Source organism: Deltaproteobacteria bacterium, from assembly GCA_035063765.1.
GTDB lineage: Bacteria > Myxococcota_A > UBA9160 > UBA9160 > PR03 > CAADGG01.
In genome coordinates, this window is the sequence record JAPSFT010000019.1 from 16,547 (window position 1) to 33,710 (window position 17,164).

At 77.0% G+C, this 17,164-nt stretch carries 20 protein-coding genes and 1 pseudogene; 17 read left to right on the top strand and 4 right to left on the bottom strand.

Translation table 11 applies throughout. From position 1 onward, the window contains the following. Window positions 1-6: 6 nt before the first annotated feature. Both OZ948_14400 and thiS read right to left on the bottom strand, forming a co-directional pair. Complete coding sequence (locus tag OZ948_14400) at window positions 7-783, bottom strand: thiazole synthase (protein ID MEB2345917.1); 777 nt, start codon at window positions 781-783, stop codon at window positions 7-9. Then, window positions 780-986: a sulfur carrier protein ThiS gene (gene thiS, locus OZ948_14405; protein ID MEB2345918.1), complete on the bottom strand. Its 207-nt coding sequence runs from the start codon at window positions 984-986 to the stop codon at window positions 780-782. The genes OZ948_14400 and thiS overlap by 4 nt, the downstream gene beginning before the upstream one ends. A gap of 171 nt (window positions 987-1,157) precedes the next feature. Between thiS and alr the strand changes: the two genes are divergently transcribed. The 16 genes and pseudogenes from alr to OZ948_14485 all read left to right on the top strand — a co-directional run bounded on the left by alr (window position 1,158) and on the right by OZ948_14485 (window position 13,541). Next, a complete protein-coding gene (gene alr / locus OZ948_14410) occupies window positions 1,158-2,276 on the top strand; it encodes an alanine racemase (protein ID MEB2345919.1) in 1,119 nt (372 codons plus the stop codon). Then, window positions 2,273-2,899 carry an ABC transporter permease gene (locus OZ948_14415; protein ID MEB2345920.1) on the top strand — a complete coding sequence of 209 codons (627 nt, stop codon included), beginning with the start codon at window positions 2,273-2,275 and terminating at the stop codon, window positions 2,897-2,899. Before alr ends, OZ948_14415 begins: the two co-directional genes overlap by 4 nt. 25 nt (window positions 2,900-2,924) lie before the next feature. Next, on the top strand, window positions 2,925-3,713 hold the full coding sequence (locus tag OZ948_14420; GenBank protein ID MEB2345921.1) for an ATP-binding cassette domain-containing protein: 789 nt from the start codon (window positions 2,925-2,927) through the stop codon (window positions 3,711-3,713). Window positions 3,714-3,861: 148 nt separating this feature from the next. Next, the gene (gene purH / locus OZ948_14425) at window positions 3,862-5,454 is read left to right on the top strand and encodes a bifunctional phosphoribosylaminoimidazolecarboxamide formyltransferase/IMP cyclohydrolase (GenBank protein ID MEB2345922.1); all 1,593 of its coding nucleotides are present in this window, start codon (window positions 3,862-3,864) and stop codon (window positions 5,452-5,454) included. A 15-nt stretch (window positions 5,455-5,469) separates the two neighbouring features. Beyond that, complete coding sequence (gene purD, locus OZ948_14430; GenBank protein ID MEB2345923.1) at window positions 5,470-6,750, top strand: phosphoribosylamine--glycine ligase; 1,281 nt, start codon at window positions 5,470-5,472, stop codon at window positions 6,748-6,750. Window positions 6,751-6,761: 11 nt separating this feature from the next. Further along, window positions 6,762-7,589, top strand: coding sequence for a Sua5/YciO/YrdC/YwlC family protein (locus OZ948_14435; protein MEB2345924.1), 828 nt, complete (start codon window positions 6,762-6,764; stop codon window positions 7,587-7,589). Beyond that, window positions 7,586-8,848 (top strand): DUF1015 domain-containing protein, encoded by a 1,263-nt coding sequence (locus OZ948_14440; GenBank protein ID MEB2345925.1) that lies wholly within the window; start codon window positions 7,586-7,588, stop codon window positions 8,846-8,848. Before OZ948_14435 ends, OZ948_14440 begins: the two co-directional genes overlap by 4 nt. Then, a complete protein-coding gene (locus OZ948_14445; GenBank protein ID MEB2345926.1) occupies window positions 8,845-9,150 on the top strand; it encodes a DUF721 domain-containing protein in 306 nt (101 codons plus the stop codon). Before OZ948_14440 ends, OZ948_14445 begins: the two co-directional genes overlap by 4 nt. A gap of 35 nt (window positions 9,151-9,185) precedes the next feature. Further along, entirely contained in the window at window positions 9,186-9,401 is a 216-nt protein-coding gene (locus OZ948_14450) for a hypothetical protein (GenBank protein ID MEB2345927.1), read from the top strand. 105 nt (window positions 9,402-9,506) lie between these two features. Next, window positions 9,507-9,773: a 30S ribosomal protein S16 gene (gene rpsP / locus OZ948_14455; GenBank protein MEB2345928.1), complete on the top strand. Its 267-nt coding sequence runs from the start codon at window positions 9,507-9,509 to the stop codon at window positions 9,771-9,773. A gap of 9 nt (window positions 9,774-9,782) precedes the next feature. After that, the gene (locus tag OZ948_14460) at window positions 9,783-10,016 is read left to right on the top strand and encodes a KH domain-containing protein (protein MEB2345929.1); all 234 of its coding nucleotides are present in this window, start codon (window positions 9,783-9,785) and stop codon (window positions 10,014-10,016) included. A 15-nt stretch (window positions 10,017-10,031) separates the two neighbouring features. Continuing rightward, on the top strand, window positions 10,032-10,586 hold the full coding sequence (gene rimM / locus OZ948_14465) for a ribosome maturation factor RimM (GenBank protein ID MEB2345930.1): 555 nt from the start codon (window positions 10,032-10,034) through the stop codon (window positions 10,584-10,586). Window positions 10,587-10,605: 19 nt separating this feature from the next. After that, window positions 10,606-11,325: a tRNA (guanosine(37)-N1)-methyltransferase TrmD gene (gene trmD, locus OZ948_14470; GenBank protein ID MEB2345931.1), complete on the top strand. Its 720-nt coding sequence runs from the start codon at window positions 10,606-10,608 to the stop codon at window positions 11,323-11,325. After that, window positions 11,322-11,663: pseudogene (rplS, locus tag OZ948_14475) on the top strand (50S ribosomal protein L19). Before trmD ends, rplS begins: the two are co-directional and overlap by 4 nt. A 268-nt stretch (window positions 11,664-11,931) precedes the next feature. Next, window positions 11,932-12,270: a hypothetical protein gene (locus OZ948_14480; GenBank protein MEB2345932.1), complete on the top strand. Its 339-nt coding sequence runs from the start codon at window positions 11,932-11,934 to the stop codon at window positions 12,268-12,270. 11 nt (window positions 12,271-12,281) lie between these two features. After that, a complete protein-coding gene (locus tag OZ948_14485) occupies window positions 12,282-13,541 on the top strand; it encodes a HipA domain-containing protein (GenBank protein ID MEB2345933.1) in 1,260 nt (419 codons plus the stop codon). 45 nt (window positions 13,542-13,586) lie between these two features. Here OZ948_14485 and OZ948_14490 read toward each other — a convergent pair whose 3' ends face one another. Further along, window positions 13,587-14,021: a YraN family protein gene (locus tag OZ948_14490; protein ID MEB2345934.1), complete on the bottom strand. Its 435-nt coding sequence runs from the start codon at window positions 14,019-14,021 to the stop codon at window positions 13,587-13,589. A 61-nt stretch (window positions 14,022-14,082) separates the two neighbouring features. On the opposite strand from OZ948_14490, the gene rsmI reads away from it, so the two are divergent. Next, window positions 14,083-14,976 carry a 16S rRNA (cytidine(1402)-2'-O)-methyltransferase gene (gene rsmI, locus OZ948_14495; protein ID MEB2345935.1) on the top strand — a complete coding sequence of 298 codons (894 nt, stop codon included), beginning with the start codon at window positions 14,083-14,085 and terminating at the stop codon, window positions 14,974-14,976. Window positions 14,977-15,013: 37 nt separating this feature from the next. Here the strand turns inward: rsmI and ligA are convergent, their stop codons facing one another. Next, complete coding sequence (gene ligA / locus OZ948_14500) at window positions 15,014-17,041, bottom strand: NAD-dependent DNA ligase LigA (protein MEB2345936.1); 2,028 nt, start codon at window positions 17,039-17,041, stop codon at window positions 15,014-15,016. Window positions 17,042-17,164 lie beyond the last annotated feature (123 nt).

Consider the following 17,164-nt stretch of genomic DNA (forward strand, 5'->3'; position numbering starts at 1 on the left):
CGCCGCTCAGAAACGCGCGAGCCCGTCGAGCGGGCTCGAGGCGTTGGCGTACAGGCGCCGCGGGATGCGCCCGGCGTCGTAGGCGAGCCGCCCCGCCTCGACCGCGAGCTTCATCGCGCGCGCCATCTTGACGGGGTCCTTCGCGCCGGCGATCGCGCTGTTCATCAGCACCGCGGTGCAGCCGAGCTCGAGCGCCACCGCCGCGTCGCTCGCGGTGCCGACGCCCGCGTCCACCACGACCGGCAGCTCCACGGTCTCGAGGATGATCCGCAGGTTGGCCGGGTTGCGGATCCCGAGCCCCGAGCCGATCGGGGCCGCGAGCGGCATCACCGCGACGCAGCCCGCCGCGGCGAGGCGCTGGCAGGCGACCGGGTCGTCGCTCACGTAGGGGAGCACCTCGAAGCCGTCGCGCACGAGGAGCTTCGCGGCCTCGATCGTCGCCGCCACGTCGGGGAAGAGGGTGCGCTCGTCGCCGATCACCTCGAGCTTCACGAGCCCGTGCCCGAGGAGCTCGCGGCCGAGCTGGGCGGTCGTGACGGCGTCCTCGACCGTGTAGCAGCCCGCGGTGTTGGGCAGGATCGTCACGCCCTCGGGCACGAAGTCGAGGAAGCGCGGCCCGCCGGCCTGGCTCGCGAGGTCCACGCGGCGCAGCGCCACGGTCATCAGGTCGGCGCCCGCGGCGGCCGTCGCGTCGCGCATCTGCTCGAGCGAGGCGTACTTGCCGCTGCCCGTGATGAGCCGGGAGCGGAAGGTCTTCGAGCCCAGGGTGTAGCCGTCGGTCATCGTGAGCCTCCGCCCACGGCCTCGAGGACCTCGACGCGATCGCCGGCCGCGAGGCAGCGGGTGTCGTATGCGGAGCGGGGCACCACCTCGCGGTTCACCGCCACCGCCACGCGCCGGCCCTCGAGGCCGAGCAGGCCGAGGAGGACCCGCACGCTCGCGCCGGCGGGCACGGCCCGGGGCTCGCCGTTCACGGTGAGCGACAGGCCGGCCGATCCAGCTCGAGGCGTGGGTTCCGACGGGGGGCGGGACACGGTGGGGTGGGGCTCGCTCGCGGTGGCACGGTCGCCGGCGAGGCTAGTGGAGCGCGCCCGTGCGGGCAAACCCGCGTTCGTGATTTTCCCCGGATTTCCCGTGGGTTATACAGGGCCTCCAGGATGCGCTCCGCCCGCACCCGTGCCGTCGTAGACCTGGCCGCGCTGGCGGGCAACTACGCGCGCCTGCGCGTGCGGGCCGGCGGCCGCGCGTTCGTCGCGGTCGTGAAGGCCGATGCCTACGGCCACGGGGCGCCGGCCGTCGTGCGGCGGCTCGCGCGCGAGGGCTGCGAGGCCTTCGCCGTGGCGCAGGTCGAGGAGGCGGCGGCCCTGCGCCGCGCCGGGATCGACGCGCCGCTGCTCGTCCTCGGCGGGGTGGGCGGCCCCGCCGAGGCGCGCGCCGCGCTGGCGCTCGGCCTGGTCGTCGTGGTGCACGGGCCCGAGCCGGCGGCGTGGCTCGAGGCCGCGGCGCGCGCGCTCGGGACGCGCGCGCGCGTCCACGTCGAGATCGACACTGGGATGCGTCGGCTCGGGGTGCCGGCCGCGGAGGCTCCCGCGCTCCTCGCGCGGGTCGCCGCGAGCCCCGTGCTCGCGCTCGAAGGCGTCTCCACCCACTTCGCGTGCGCCGACGAGCCGGACCTCGGGCCCACCCGCGCGCAGCTCGCGGCCTTCCGCGCGGCGCTCGCCGCGGCGCGCGCGCAGGGCGTCGCCCCGGGCCGCGTGCACGCCGCCAACTCGGCGGGCCTGCTCGCGGCGGGCCAGGCCGGCGACGAGCTCCTCGAGGGCGACGCCGTGCGCCCGGGGCTCGCCCTCTACGGCGTGGCGCCCGCCCCGCATCTCGCCGACCCCGCCCTGGTCCCCGTGATGACCCTGCGCACGGAGGTCGCGGCGGTGCGCGCGGTCGCGGCCGGCGACGGGGTCGGCTACGGCCACCGCTGGCGCGCGCCCCACTCCGGCTGGGTCGCCACCCTGCCGATCGGATACGCGGACGGGGTGCCCTGGTCCGGGGCGCGCCGCGGCGAGGTCACGATCGGCGGGATCCCGCGGCCGCTCGCCGGACGGGTCTCGATGGACTGCGTGACGGTGTGGATGGGGGCCGAGCCGGTGCGGGTCGGGGAGGAGGCGATCGTGTTCGGGGCGGGCGGGGCGCGGGTCGAGGAGTGGGCCGAGGCGGCGGGCACGATTCCCTACGAGCTGCTGGTCCGGGTGGGCGCGCGCGTGCCGCGGGTCGTCACCGGGTGATCGGCGGGGTCGCCGCGGGCGCGCTCCGCCAGACCCGGCGCGTGCTCCTCGAGGCGGGCCCGGCGGTGATCGGCGCCGCGGTGCTGGCGTCCTTCGCGGCGCTCGCCGGCGCGCGCTCGCCGGAGGCCGCGGCCGCCGCGCCCTGGCCGCGCGCGGGCGCGCCGCTCGTGGCCGCGCTCGTGGCCTGCGGGCCGCTCGCCGCCGCCCGCGCCGCCGAGCTGGCGCGCTGGCGCCTCGACGGTCAGGTGGACGCGCTGCGCGCCATGGGCGCCAGCGCCTGGCGCCACCTGGTCGCGCCGCGGCTCCTGGCCGGCGCCCTCGTGCTGCCGCTCCTCGTCCTCCTCGCCGACGCCGCCGGCCTCGCGATCGCCTATCTCGACTGGCTGCCGCGCGCGCTGCGCTGGGTGTCACCGGAGGGGGTCGCGACGGCGGACCTCGTGCACGGCCTCCTGCGCGGAGCGCTCTTCGGGCTCGCGCTGGCCGGGGTCGCGTGCGTGGCCGGGCTCGCCCCGGCGCGGCCCGCGCCGCGCGCCGCGCGCCGCGCGGCGGCGCGCGCGGGGGCGGGCGGGGTGGTGGCGGTGCTCGGCCTCCACGTCGCGCTCGGGGGCGCCCTCGCGTGGTGAGCGCGCCGGCCGGCGGCGGTCCGCCGTGACGAGCGCGGCGCCCGCGCTCGCGCCCGCGCCCGGCGGCGCGCCCTTCGTCCTCGAGGGCCTGTCGGCGCGGGCGGGCGATCGCGAGCTCCTGCGCGGGCTCGCCTTCGCGGCGCCGCGCGGCGCGATCGCAGTGCTGCTCGGCGCGGCCGGCGCCGGCAAGTCCACCGCGCTGCGCCTCGCGCTCGGCCTCGCGCGCCCGGCCGCGGGCCGCGCGCTCGTGCTCGGGCGCGCGCTCGCCGACACGCCGCGCGCCGAGCGCCCGGCGCTGCTCCAGCGGATCGGTGTCGTCTGGACGGGTGGGGCGCTCTTTCCGGACCGCGACGTCGCCGGCAACGTCGGCTTCGTCCTGCGCGAGCTCCAGGGCCGCCCGCGCGAGGAGGTGGCGCGCGCGGTGCGCGAGGCGCTCCTCCTCGTCGGGCTCAAGCACGTCGAGCACCAAGCGGTGGACGCGCTCGGCGACGGCGTGCGCCGGCGCGTGGCGCTCGCGCGGGCCGTGGCGCACCGGCCCGAGCTCCTGCTCCTCGACGAGCCGGCAAGCGGCCTCGACCCGATCGCGGCCGACGCCGTGCGCACCCTCGTCGCCCAGCTCCGCGACCGGCTCGCCCTCACCGTCGTGGTCGCCGCGCGCGACCCCGCCTGGGCGCTCCCGATCGCCGACCACGCGGCGCTCCTGCACGCGGGCCGGATCGTGGCCGAGGGCCCGCCCGCGGCGCTGCGCGCCGCGTCCGATCCCGCCGCGCAGCAGCTCCTCGCCGGCCGCGCGCACGGCCCGATCGAGCCCTGACGGGCTCGCGGCGACGGCGGCCCCCGCGCCGCGCCGGTCCGCGCGCCCCGCGCGACGGGCGGAAGAGCCGGGGCCACCCTGGCGGTCCGGCGCGCGCCCGGGTACATCCCTCGCATCCCCGCCCGTCTGGCCGCACGAGGAGGCTCGGATGTCCCCCCGAACGGGAGCGCAGGGCGCCGTCCGGCGCGCGCTGCTCTCCGTCTCCGACAAGACGGGGCTCGTGGAGCTGGCCCGCGGCCTCGCGCGCCTCGGCGTCGAGCTCGTCGCCTCGGGCGGCACCGCGGGCGCGCTGCGCGAGGCCGGCCTCGCCGTCGTCGAGGTGGCCGCCCTCACCGGCTCGCCCGAGATGCTCGGCGGCCGCGTGAAGACGCTCCACCCGCGCATCCACGGCGGGATCCTGGCGCGCCGCGAGCACCCGGGCGACCGCGCCGACATGGCGGCCCAGGCGCTCGGCGCGATCGACCTCGTGGTCGTGAACCTCTACCCCTTCGAGCGCACCGTGTCGCAGCCCGGTGTCGCCCTCGAGGACGCCGTCGAGCAGATCGACATCGGCGGGCCCTCGATGATCCGCTCGGCGGCGAAGAACCACGCCTGGGTCGGGGTCGTGACGGACCCGGCCGACTACCCGGCGCTCCTCGCCGAGCTCGAGGCGGGGGGCGGCGTGCTCGGCGAGGCCACCCGCCGCCGGCTCGCGGCGAAGGCCTTCGCGCGCACCGCCGCCTACGACGCCGCGATCGAGGCCTACCTGGCGCGCGCCTACGCGGCGGAGCTCGGCGCCGCGGCCGGGGAGGAGCCCTTTCCGCCGCGCCTGCGCATCGACCTGCCGCGCGCGGCCACCCTGCGCTACGGCGAGAACCCGCACCAGGCCGCCGCCCTCTACGGGAGCTTCCTCGCCTGCGTCGAGGTCCTGCACGGCAAGGAGCTCTCCTACAACAACGTGGTGGACGTGCAGGCCGCCCTGGCGCTGGCCGGCGAGTTCGACCCGGCCGAGGGCCCCGCGGTCGCGATCCTCAAGCACAATACACCGTGCGGGGTCGGCACCGGCACGACCCCGCTCGCGGCCTGGCAGGCCGCCTACGCCACCGACCCGGACTCGCCCTTCGGCGGCATCGTCGTGTGCAACCGCCCCTTCGACCTCGCGCTGGCGCAGGCGGTGGACGAGATCTTCACCGAGGTGCTGGTGGCGCCCGCCTTCGCGGACGACGCGCTCGCCTTCCTGCGCAGGAAGAAGAACCGCCGCCTGCTGCGCTTCCTGCCCGAGCGCATCGACCGCGCCGCGCCGGACTGGAAGCGCGTCTACGGCGGGCTCCTCCTCCAGCAGCCCGACGTCTCGCACGAGGACCTCGCGGCCGCGCAGGTGGCGACGCGCCGCAAGCCGAGCGACGAGGAGCTGCGCGCGCTCGGCTTCGCCTGGCGCGTCGTGAAGCACGTGAAGAGCAACGCCGTGGTCTTCGCGCGCGCGGACCGCACCGTCGCGATCGGGGGCGGCCAGACCTCGCGGGTGGACGCCGTCTGCGTGGCCCGCGAGAAGGCCGCCCGGGTCGGCAACGACCTCGCGGGCAGCGTCCTCGCGAGCGACGCCTTCTTCCCCTTCCCCGACGGCCTCGAGGCCGCCGTCGCCGCCGGCGCCACGGCCTGCGTCCAGCCCGGCGGCTCCACCCGCGACCCCGAGGTGGTCGCCGCCGCCGACCGCCTCGGCATCGCCATGATCCTGACCGGTGTCCGGCACTTCCGGCACTAGCGGCGCGGAGGGGCCGTGAGGGTCCTGGTGCTCGGCGCGGGCGGCCGCGAGCACGCGCTCGCGTGGAAGCTGCGGCGCAGCCCGAGCGTCGCGCGCGTCCTCGCCGCGCCCGGGAGCGACGGCATGGCGCGCGAGGCCGACTGCTTCGGGTCCGTCGCCGCGGCCGACGCCGCCGCCGTCACGGCCCTCGCGCGGCGCGAGGGCGTGGACCTCGTCGTCGTCGGCCCCGAGGACCCGCTCGCCGCGGGCATCGCCGACCACCTGCGCGGGGAGGGGATCGCGACCTTCGGGCCCTCGGCCGCCGCGGCGCGCCTCGAGTCGAGCAAGGCCTTCGCGAAGGAGTTCATGCGCCGCCACGGGATCCCGACCGCGGGCCACGCGGTCTTCGACGAGCTCGCGGCCGCGCGCGCCCACGTGCGGGCGCTCGGCGCGCCCTGCGTCGTGAAGGCCGACGGCCTCGCGGCCGGCAAGGGCGTCACGGTCTGCGACGGGCCGGAGGACGCCGAGCGCGCGCTCGTCGAGGCGATGGGCGAGCGCCGCTTCGGCGCGGCCGGCGCCCGCGTGGTCGTCGAGGAGCGGCTCTTCGGCGAGGAGGCCTCCTACTACGCGCTCTCCGACGGCACGAACGTGGTGCCGCTCGCCGCCGCGCAGGACCACAAGCGCGCCCTCGACGGCGACCGCGGCGAGAACACCGGCGGCATGGGCGCCTACTCGCCCGCACCCGTCTTCGACGAAGCGGTCGAGAAGCGCGTGCTCGAGGAGGTGGTGCACCCGGTGGTGCGCGGCATGGCGGCCGAGGGCCATCCCTTCCAGGGCGTGCTCTTCGTCGGGCTCATGATCGGTCCCGACAGGCTCCCGCGCGCGATCGAGTTCAACGTGCGCTTCGGGGACCCCGAGACCCAGGCGCTCCTCCTGCGGCTCGACGCGGACCTGGCCGCGCTGCTCGACGGCGCGGCGCGCGGGCGCCTCGAGCGCGCGGCGGCCCCCGCCTGGCGCGACGCCGCGGTCTGCGTCGTCGTGGCCTCGGGCGGCTACCCGCGCGCGTACCCGACCGGCCTGCCGATCACGGGCCTCGAGGAGGCGGAGCGCGACCCCGACGTCGTGGTCTTCCACGCCGGAACGCGCCGCGGGCCCGGCGGCGGCTTCGTGACGGCGGGCGGCCGCGTGCTCGGGGTCACGGCGCGCGGGGCGAGCGTCGCCGAGGCGCAGCGCCGCGCCTACGCCGCCTGCGACCGGATCCGCTTCGAGGGCATGCACCTGCGCCGCGACATCGCCGCGCGCGCGCTCGCGCGGTGAGCGCAGCCGCCGTGGCCAAGGCCCGCCCCGCCGCGCCCGGGGCACCTGCAACCGCCGCTCCGGGGACGCCCGCCTCCGCGCTCGAGGCCGCGCCGGAGGCGCTCGCCGCCCCCGCGCCGGAGGCGCCTTCGGCCGCCGCGCCCGGGGCGCTCGCGGCCGCCCTCGCCCGGCTGCGCGCCGGCGGGCTCGTGGCGTTCCCGACCGAGACGGTCTGGGGCCTCGGCGCCGACGCCGGCTCGGCCGCGGCGATGGAGCGGCTGCGGCGCTGGAAGGGCCGCGACGCGGGCCAGCCGGTGGCGGTGCTCGTGCCCGACCGTGCGGCGCTCGCGGCGCTCGGGATCGCGCTGCCCGCCGCGGCGGAGCGGCTCGCGGCGGCGTTCTGGCCGGGCCCCCTGACGCTCGTCGTGCCCGCGCCGCGCTCCCGCTTCGCCCCGGGCGTCGCGCGCGCCGACGGCGCCGTGGGCCTGCGCTGCTCGCCGCACCCGGCGGCGGCCGCGCTCGCCGCGGCGTGGCTGGGCGCCGGGGCCGGCCCGCTCACCGCGACCAGCCTGAACCGCCACGGTGCGCCGCCCGCCCGCACCCGCGCCGAGGCCGCCGCCCTGTGCGCCGGATCCGACGCGATCCTGTGTCTCGACGCCGGCCCCGATGCCGGCGCCGCCGCGCACGATCCCGCCGGCGCAGCACCGGGCCGCGTGGCCGACGGCGCGCGCGATCCCGGCGCCGCCGCGCCGAGCAGCGTCGTGGACTGCAGCGGGCCGCGCCCGCGCCTGCTGCGCGCCGGCGCGATCGGCGCGGCCGAGCTATCCCGCGTCCTCGAGCAGGAGATCCCCGCCCCGTGACCGACGTGCGTCCCTTCCGCGCGCTCCGCTACGACCCGGCCCGCGTCGCCCTCGACCGCGTCGTCGCGCCGCCCTACGACGTCGTGAACGCCGAGGAGCGCGCCTTCTACTGGGAGCGCGATCCGCACGGCGCGATCCGCCTCGAGCTCACGCGCGATCCCGGCGCCGAGTCCGCGACGGACTACCGCGAGGTCGCCGGCGCGATCGCGGCGTGGCGGCGCGAGGGCGTCCTGCGCCTCGACGCGAAGCCGGCCCTCTACGCGCTGCGCCAGCGCTTCACGGGCCCGCAGGGCGAGCCGCGCGAGCGCGAGGGCTTCTTCGCCGCGCTGCGCCTCGAGCCCTACGAGCGGCGCATCGTGCGCCCCCACGAGCGCACCCTCGCGGGCCCGAAGGCCGATCGCCTGAAGCTCCTGCGCGCGACGCGCGCCAACCTCTCGCCGATCTTCCTCCTCTACGAGGACCCCGAGCGGGTCCTGAGCGGGCTCCTGACGGCCCAGCTCGACACCGGGGCGGCGGCCGTCGCCCACGATCCCGCCGGCGTCGAGCACCGCCTCGTCGCGATCGAGGACGCGGCCGCGATCGCGCGCGTGCAGGCCTTCCTGGCCGGGCGCGCGGTCGTGATCGCCGACGGCCACCATCGCTACGAGACGGCGCTCGCCTACCAGGCGGAGCAGGGCGGCTCGGGGCCCGCCGACTTCGTGCTCGCCTACTTCGCCGACGCCTACGCGCCCGGGAGCCTCCTGCTCCCGATCCACCGCGTGGTGCGCGAGGCGCCCGCCCCGGACGGCGCGGCCTGGCGCGCGCGCCTGCCCGGCTGGGAGGAGGAGCAGGTGCCCTGCGCGGACGCGGCCGGGATCCCGGCGCTCCTCGCGGAGCGGCTCGCGCCGCTCGCCGCCGGGCATCAGGCCTTCGCTGCCGACGACGGCTCGGGCGTCGTGCGGATCTTCTCGCGCCCGCGGCGGGACGAGGCCGAGATCGGCACGCGCGTCCTCCACGAGGAGGTGCTGGCCGGCGTCTTCGGCCTCGACGAGGCCGCCGTGCGCGACGGCGCCGTGGCCTTCCCGAAGCAGCCCCTCGACGCCGCCCGCGAGGTGCGCGCCGGGCGCGGCACGGTGGCGCTCTACCTGAACGCCCTGCGCCCGGCCGACGTGTTCCGCGTGACGGCCGCCGGCGAGGTGCTGCCCCAGAAGTCCACCTACTTCCACCCGAAGCTCCCCACCGGCCTGTGCTTCCGCCTGCTCGACGAGGGCCCGCCGTGAGGCGCCGCGGGCGGCGCGAGCCGCGCCGGGTGGGCGACGTCGTCGGCACGGTGCTCGAGGACCTCGGCCTCGAGGGCGCCTCGGCGGTCCTGCGCATCGCCGAGCGCTGGGAGGCCGTGGTGGGGCCCGAGGTGGCTCGCCACTGCCAGCCCGAGCGGCTCCAGGGGACGGTCCTCGAGGCCACCGTCGACACGAGCGTCTGGTGCCAGCAGCTCCAGCTCCACCGGCCGGCCATCCTGGCGGCGCTGCGCCGCGAGCTCGGCCCCGCGGCGCCCACCGACCTGCGCCTGCGCGTCGGCTAGATTCCCCGCGTCCCGCGCCCGTACGGAGAGCCCCCATGACGCACGACCACGTCGAGGGCGGTGCCGGCGAGGCGTCCGATGAGCGGGCCCCCGCCGGGCAGCACTGCGACTTCTGTGGCTCCACCGTGGCGGTGGTCCGCCGCGTCGCCCTCGACCACGACTACGACCGGCTCCAGACCCCCCACCGGGAGCTCTACGCCTGCGATCCCTGCTCGCAGCGCAAGGAGCGCCGGAGGCTCGGGCTCGGGTAGCTTGCCTCCGTTTCGGCGCTCGCCTAACTTGCGCGACCGCTTCCACCCCCGGGGCAGCCGCCCTCGGGCGGCAGCTCTCCTCGTGACCTCCAGGAGCCCGAGCAGATGGTGAAGATCCGGCTCTCGCGTGCCGGCGCGAAGAAGCGCCCCTTCTATCGCATCGTCGCGATCGACGAGCGCAGGCGGCGCGACGGGCGCCCGCTCGAGTTCCTCGGCACCTACGACCCGATCGCGCGGCCGAAGGCGATCGACCTCGACGCCGCGAAGGTCGAGGCGTGGGTGCGCAAGGGCGCGCAGGTGAGCGACACCGTGGCGGCGCTGCTGCGCGAGCAGCGCCGGCGCCCGGCGCCGGCCGCGGCGCCGGCGAGCTAGGGGCCGGCCGTGGCGGAGCGGGGCAGCGCAGCGGAGCTCGTCGAGTACGTCGCGAAGGCGATCGTCTCCGATGCGGGGGCGGTGAAGGTGCACGAGCCCGAGCCGGACCTGCTCGAGCTCGAGACGGCGCCCGACGACCGCGGGCGCGTGATCGGGCGCCAGGGACGGGTCGCGAAGGCGATGCGCGTGGTGCTGGCGGCGTCGGCGGCCGGCGCGGACTGCCGGCTCGAGATCGTCGACTAGCCGCGCGCGGCACCTGTGGAGCGGGCCGCCGGGAGCGGGTTCGTCGAGCTGGGAGAGGTGATCGGAGCGCACGGGACGGCGGGCGAGCTGCGGGTCGCGGTGCTGGGCGACGGACCCACCAACCTGACGAACCTACGCTCCCTGGTGTTGATCGGGCCGGACCGGGCTCCGGTGCCGGGCGAGAGGGAGGCCGAGCGGGAGGTCGAGAGCGCGCGGGCGGGCCGCCCCGGCGAGGTGCGGCTGCGGCTGCGCGGGGTCGGGAGCCGCGAGGCGGCCCAGGCCCTGGCGGGGCTGCGGGTCGCAGCCCGGCCCGAGCAGCTCGAGCCCCTGCGGGAGGGAGAGCACTACTGGTTCCAGCTCGTCGGCTGCGCGGTGGAGGCGCACGACGGGCGCGCGCTCGGCACGGTCCGGGCGCTCTGGGAGACGGGGGCGGCCGACGTCCTCGTGGTCGAGGACGAGAGCGGGCGGGAGATCCTGCTGCCGGCGGCGGCGGACCTGCTGCGGGAGGTGGACGTCGAGCGGGGGCGGATCGTGATCGAGGTGCCGGAGGGCTTGCTGGACCCCCTCTGAGCGTGGGAAGGCCGGGACCGTGCGCATCGACGTGGTGACGATCTTCCCGGGTCTCTTCGAGCCCTTCCGCTCGACCTCGCTGCTCGGCGCCGCCTGCGAACGAGGGCTCGTGGACCTGCGGGTCCACGACCTGCGCGATTGGACCGGGGACCGACACCGCACGGTGGACGATGCACCCTACGGCGGCGGGCCCGGGATGGTGATGAAGCCGGAGCCCCTGGTCGAGGCGATCGAGGCCCTGGCAGGACCGAAAGGAGACACGAGAAGCGCCCGCGTCCTCCTGCTCTCGCCCCAGGGCCGGCCCTTCGGCCAGGCCCGGGCCGAGGCGCTCGCGCACGAGCTCCACCTGGTGCTGGTGTGCGGGCGCTACGAGGGGGTGGACCAGCGGGTGATCGAGCTCGCGGTGGACGAGGAGGTCTCGATCGGCGACTACGTGCTGGCGGGCGGCGAGCTCCCGGCGCTGGTCGTCGTCGAGGCGGTGACGCGGCTGCTGCCCGGAGTCATGGGGAACCCCGACTCGGCCGGGAGCGAGTCCTTCCAGGCCTCCGGCGAGGGGCGGCTGCTCGAAGGGCCGCACTACACGCGGCCGCAGGAATACCGGGGCCTCGAGGTCCCGGCCGTGCTTCGATCGGGCGATCACGCGGCGATCGCCCGCTGGCGCGCCGAGCGCGCGCGAGAGACGACGAGAAGGCGACGGCCCGAGCTGCTCGGGAACGGGCGCGGAGAGGATCAGCGATGAATCGACTCGACGGCGTCGAAGGCCCCTCGCTTCGCAAGGACCACCCCCCGTTCCGGCCCGGCGACACGCTGCGCGTCCACGTGCGCGTGAAGGAGGGCGAGAAGGAGCGCATCCAGATGTTCGAAGGGGTGTGCATCCGCCGGCGCGGCAACGGCATCTCCGAGACCTTCACCGTGCGCAAGGTCTCCTACGGCGTCGGCGTCGAGCGCATCTTCCCGGTCCACGCCCCCGTCGTCGAGAAGGTGGAGATCAAGAGCCGCGGCCACGTGCGCCGCGCGCGGCTCTACTTCCTGCGCGACCTGCAGGGCAAGAAGGCCCGCCTGCGCTCGAAGATCCGCGACCTCTCGGCCCTGGTGGCCCCCGAGGTCACCGAGGCGGGCACCGCCGCCGAGGCCGCCGACGCCGAGGCTGCCGCCGCCGCCGAGACCGCGGCCGAGGCGCCCCCCGCCGAGCCCGGCGAGTAGCGCCGGCGCGCGGATCCGCGCGGCGAGCCCCGAGGACCCTGCGCCACGAGCCCCGGGCGCGCCGGCCCGTCTCGACCACCGATCGAATGCTCAATATAATAGTCAGTAAGTCCGATATCGCCTGTTCTAGTGAGCTTTCGTCATGGCCAAGGAACGCCTCGCCTCCCGTCTTCCGATTCCGGTCCGCCGGGTGCTTCGCACGCTGGGACGGGACATCAAGGACGCCCGGCTCCGGCGCCGGATCCCCACCACGCTGATGGCCGCACGCGCCTCGATCAGCCGGGTGACGCTCGCCAAGGTGGAGAAGGGCGACCCGGGCGTTGCGCTCGGCAACTACGCCCTGGTGCTCTTCGTGCTGGGCCTGGCCGACCGTCTCGCCGAGCTCGCGGATCCACGCGCCGACGTCGTCGGGCTCGAGCTCGAGGAAGAACGCCTGCCCAAGCGCATCCGCTTGCCGCGCAAGCCGCTCCCGCCCGGCTGAGCGGGAGCGCCATGGAGACCGGAGTCCTCGTCTACGTCGATCTCGAAGGCACGCCCTGCTTTGCGGGACGCCTGTGGGCGCGAACCCGCAAGCGCCGGGAGAGCGCGAGCTTCGAGTACGACCGCAGCTGGCTCGAGCGCCCGGAGCGCTTCTCTCTGGAGCCGGCGCTCACGCTCGGCCCCGGGCCCTTCCATGCCCGCCCGGAGAAGCCCCTCTTCGGTGCGATCGGCGACTCCGCTCCCGACCGCTGGGGGCGCGCGCTGATGCGCCGCGCCGAGCGCCGCCGCGCCGAGCGCGCAGGCGAGGCGCCGCGCACATTGCGCGAGATCGACTATCTGCTGAGGGTCGACGACCAGGTGCGCCAGGGAGCGCTGCGCTTCGCCGCCGATGCGAAGGGGCCCTTCCTCGCCGCCCGGGATGCCACCCCGATCCCGCCGCTGATCGACCTTCCGCGACTGCTCGCGGCTGCCGATCACGTGGCCGCGGAATCCGACAGCGATGAGGACCTGCGGCTGCTGATGGCGCCCGGCTCGTCGCTCGGCGGCACGCGGCCCAAGGCTTCCGTGATCGATCGTGACGGCCATCTCGCGATCGCGAAGTTCCCGAACGAGAACGATCCGTATGACACCGTCCGGTGGGAGGCGGTCGCTCTCGCGTTGGCCGAGGCTGCCGGCATCCCGGTGCCCGGATGGCGCGTCGAGAGGGTGGGCGACAGGTTCGTTCTCCTGCTTCGCCGCTTCGACCGGGCAGGGGTCGGGCGGATTCCCTTCCTCTCGGCCCTGAGCATGCTCGATGCCGTCGATCTCGAGACCCGCAGCTACCTCGAGTTCGTCGACGCCTTGCGCAGGTACGGCGCTGCACCGAAGGAGGACATGCACCAGCTCTGGCGCCGCCTCGTCTTCACGATCCTGATCTCGAATACCGACGATCACCTGCGCAATCACGGGTTCCTCCATGCCGGCCTCACGGGCTGGCGCCTGGCCCCCGCCTACGACCTCAATCCGGTCCCGGTCGACATCAAGCCGCGGATCCTCGCGACCGCGATCGACCTCGAGGACACGGCCGCCTCCCTCGATCTCGCCTTCGGCGTCATCGATTCCTTCGAGCTCGCCGCGGGGGAGGCTCGCGCGATCGCGGGCCAGGTCGGCCAGGCCGTCTCCCGCTGGCGCGCCGTCGCCAGGGAGCAGGGGCTCCCTGAAGCCGCGATCGACCGCATGGCGTCCGCCTTCGAGCATCCCGACCTCGCGGCGGCGCTGGCAGCGCGGCGATGACCCCGAGGGCCGCCGCGGCCTGCGCATAGGGCCAGGCCGGGGCGCTCAGGAATCCCCGGCGTCGAAGGCCCCCTCGAGGTGCTCGAGGCGCCAGGCGCCGTCCGGGCCCCGCTCGCAGGCGATCACGTCGAAGCGGGCGTGCAGCCCCGGCCGGCCGTGGGCGGCGAGCCAGGCGGCCGCCCCGCGCACGAGGCGGGCACGTTTGCGCCGGTCCACCGCCTCGGCGGGCGTGCCGGCGCCCCGGCTCGCGCGGGTCTTCACCTCGACGAAGGCGACCAGCGCCCCGCGTCCGGCGACGAGGTCGAGCTCGACGCCTCCGGCGCGCAGGTTGCGCGCGAGCACGCGCCAGCCGCGCGCCTCGAGCCAGGCGGCGGCGCGCGCCTCGCCCTCGATCCCGAGCGCGCGCCGGGCCGAGGGGTGCGGCGCGGGCGCGGGTCGCCCCGCCTCTCGTCGCCTGGAAGGCGGCCCCGGAGCTCGCATGGAGCGGACCTCGGCGGGACCGGTGGGGGAGGGCCCGACGGTAGCCCATCCTGTGCGCGCGATGGCCGGGACCCCGGGCGGCACCCTCCACCTCGTGGCGACCCCGATCGGGAACCTCGAGGACGTGACCCTGCGCGCGCTGCGGGTGCTGCGCGAGGCCGCGCTCGTCCTCGCCGAGGACACGCGGCGCACGCGCATCCTGCTCGACCGCCACGGCATCGCGGCCCGGCCCCGCTCGCTCCACGCGCACAACGAGGCGGCGCGCACGGCCGAGGTGCTGGCGGCGCTCGCCGCGGGCCGCGACGTGGCGCTCGTCTCGGACGCCGGAACACCCCTCGTCTCCGATCCCGGCGAGCGGCTGGTCGCGGCCGCGATCGCGGCGGGCCACCCGGTCGTACCGGTGCCGGGGCCCTCCGCGGTGCTGGCGGCGCTCGCCGGCTCGGGCCTCCCGCCCGTGCCCTTCGCCTTCCTCGGCTTCGCCCCGCGCCGCGCGGCCGAGCGCGCCGCGCGCTTCGCCCCCTTCCGCGGGCGGCCCGAGACGCTCGTCCTCTTCGAGTCCCCGCACCGGCTCGCCGCCACCCTGCGCGCCCTCGCCGAGGCCCTGGGCCCGCGCCCCGCCTGCGTCGCCCGCGAGCTCACGAAGCTCCACGAGGAGTGGGCCCGCGCCACGCTCCCGGCGCTCGCCGAGCGCTTCGCAGGCGGTACGCGCGGCGAGCTCACGATCGTGGTCGGCGGAGCGCCTCCGGGCGGGGTCGAGGGGCGCTCCGCGAGCGGCGGGGCCCACGGTGCCTCCCCGAACGAGCCGGACGGAGCACCTCGGCTCGGGCCGCGGATCGCCGCCATGCGCCGGGCGGGCCTCGGAGCGCGCGAGATCGCCGGCGTGCTGGCAAAGGAGCTCGGCTGCACGCGGCGCGAGGCCTACGCGCTCGTGCACCGGCACGGGGACGACGCGTAGCCGCCCGAGACCGGCTTCCCCGAGCGCCGCAATCCCCTCAGGCGCCTTCCAGGAGCGCCCGGAGCCCCGCCTCGTCGAGCACCGCGATCCCGAGCTCCTGCGCCCGGCGCAGCTTCGAGCCCGGGTCCTCGCCGGCCACGACGTAGTCGGTCTTCTTCGAGACCGAGCTCGTGACCTTCCCGCCCGCGGCCTCGATGCGGGCGCGCGCCTCCTCGCGGGTCAGGGACGCGAGCCCGCCGGTCAGCACGAAGGTCTTGCCGGCGAGGGGGCCCTCGCCGCGCGGGCGGCGCGTCCCGCGCGGCCAGTGGACGCCGAGCGCGACGAGCTGCTCCACCTCCTCGTGGTTCCGCGGGTCGGCGAAGAAGCGGACCACGCTCTCGGCGATCGTCGGGCCCACGCCCTCGATCGACTCGAGCTCCTCGCGCGAGGCCGCCGCCAGGGCGCCGAGGTCGCCCGCCACGTGCGCCGCCAGGAGCTCCGCCACGCCCTCGCCGACGTGACGGATCCCGAGCGCGATCAGGAAGCGGGCGAGGGTCGTGCGCTTCGAGCGCTCGAGGGCGGCGACGAGATTCGCGGCCGAGCGCTCGCCCATCCGCTCGAGGCCCGCGAGGGTGGCGGCGTCGAGCCGGTAGACGTCGGAGACGCGGCGCACCCGGCCCGCGGCGACGAGCTGGTCCACGAGCTTCTCGCCGAGGCCGTCGATGTCGAGGGCGCCGCGGCTCGCGAGGTGGCGGACGTTGTTCCGGAGCTGCGCCGGGCAGTCGAGGTTCGGGCAGCGCGCCACGGCCTCGCCCTCGAGGCGCACCACCCCCGCGCGGCACACCGGGCAGTGCGCCGGCAGGCGCCAGGGGCGGGCGCCGCGCGGGCGCTTCGCCGCCACCACCGCGACCACCTGCGGGATCACGTCGCCCGCACGCTGCACCACGACGGTGTCGCCCACGCGCACGTCCTTGCGCTCGACCTCGTCCGGGTTGTGGAGGCTCGCGTTCGAGACCGTGACGCCGCCCACGAAGACCGGGCGGAGCTTCGCGACCGGCGTGAGCGCCCCCGTGCGCCCCACCTGCACCTCGATCGCCTCGACGACGGTGGTCTCCTGCTCGGGCGGGAACTTGAAGGCGATCGCCCAGCGCGGCGAGCGCGGCAGCTCGCCGAGCTCGGCCTGGAGCGCGAGGCGGTCCACCTTGAGGACGGTGCCGTCGATCTCGACCGGGAGCGTGTCGCGCGCCGCCTGCAGGCGCGCGTGGTAGGCGAGGGCGGCCTCCGCGTCGGGGCAGGCCTCCGACTCCGCGCTCACGCGGAAGCCCCAGGCGCGGAGCAGCGCCAGCACCTTCATCTGCGTGTCGGCGGCGGGCGGGCGGCCCTCGGCGAGCAGGTAGGCGCGGAACTCGAGCGCGCGCAGCCGCGCGACGTCCACGTCGTCCTTCTGGCGCAGCGAGCCCGCGGCCGCGTTGCGCGGGTTCACGAAGGGCTCCTGCCCGCGCTCCTCGCGCTGGCGGTTCAAGCGGGCGAAGGCCGCGCGCGGGAGCACGACCTCGCCGCGCACCGAGACGCGCCCGGCCGGGGGCGAGCCCGCGAGCCGCTCCGGGATGCTGCGCACGTGGCGCAGGTTCGCCGTCACGTCCTCGCCGACCCGGCCGTCGCCGCGGGTGGCGCCCACCGCGAGCCGCCCGTCCTCGTAGACGAGCTCGACCGCCGCCCCGTCGAGCTTCGGCTCGCCGGCGTAGGCCACCGGGCCCTCGCTCCCGAGCAGGCGGCGGACGCGTTCGTCGAAGGCCCGGAAGCCGGCCTCGTCCATGGCGTTCTCGATGCTGAGCATCGGGACGCGGTGGGCGACGGGAGGGAAACCCGAGCCCCGGACCGAGACACCCACCCGGCGCGTGGGCGAGTCCGGGCGGACGAGCCCGGGATGCGCCTCCTCGAGCGCGCGCAGCTCGCGGAGCAGGCGGTCGTAGGCGGCGTCGGAGATCTCCGGGCGGTCTTCGACGTAGTAGAGGACGTCGTGCCGGCGGATCTCCTCGATGAGGAAGTCGATCCGGTGCTGCGCGGACTTGCGGTCCAAGGGCATCGGCCTCCCCGGGGGATTCCAGAGTAAAGATGGAATCCGCGTGCGGCGATGAGAGGGTTAGCCCGCCCCAGGGGCGCGAACCACGGGGACGCGCTCTTCGCGAAGCGGAGGAGAGACACCGCC

Excerpts from the sequence above, each read along its gene's own strand:
- OZ948_14400 (MEB2345917.1), bottom strand. The coding sequence starts at position 783 with ATGACCGACGGCTACACCCTGGGCTCGAAGACCTTCCGCTCCCGGCTC.
- alr (MEB2345919.1), top strand. The coding sequence starts at position 1,158 with ATGCGCTCCGCCCGCACCCGTGCCGTCGTAGACCTGGCCGCGCTGGCG.
- purH (MEB2345922.1), top strand. The coding sequence starts at position 3,862 with ATGTCCCCCCGAACGGGAGCGCAGGGCGCCGTCCGGCGCGCGCTGCTC.
- OZ948_14450 (MEB2345927.1), top strand. The coding sequence starts at position 9,186 with ATGACGCACGACCACGTCGAGGGCGGTGCCGGCGAGGCGTCCGATGAG.
- rpsP (MEB2345928.1), top strand. The coding sequence starts at position 9,507 with ATGGTGAAGATCCGGCTCTCGCGTGCCGGCGCGAAGAAGCGCCCCTTC.
- OZ948_14480 (MEB2345932.1), top strand. The coding sequence starts at position 11,932 with ATGGCCAAGGAACGCCTCGCCTCCCGTCTTCCGATTCCGGTCCGCCGG.
- OZ948_14485 (MEB2345933.1), top strand. The coding sequence starts at position 12,282 with ATGGAGACCGGAGTCCTCGTCTACGTCGATCTCGAAGGCACGCCCTGC.
- OZ948_14490 (MEB2345934.1), bottom strand. The coding sequence starts at position 14,021 with ATGCGAGCTCCGGGGCCGCCTTCCAGGCGACGAGAGGCGGGGCGACCC.
- rsmI (MEB2345935.1), top strand. The coding sequence starts at position 14,083 with ATGGCCGGGACCCCGGGCGGCACCCTCCACCTCGTGGCGACCCCGATC.
- ligA (MEB2345936.1), bottom strand. The coding sequence starts at position 17,041 with ATGCCCTTGGACCGCAAGTCCGCGCAGCACCGGATCGACTTCCTCATC.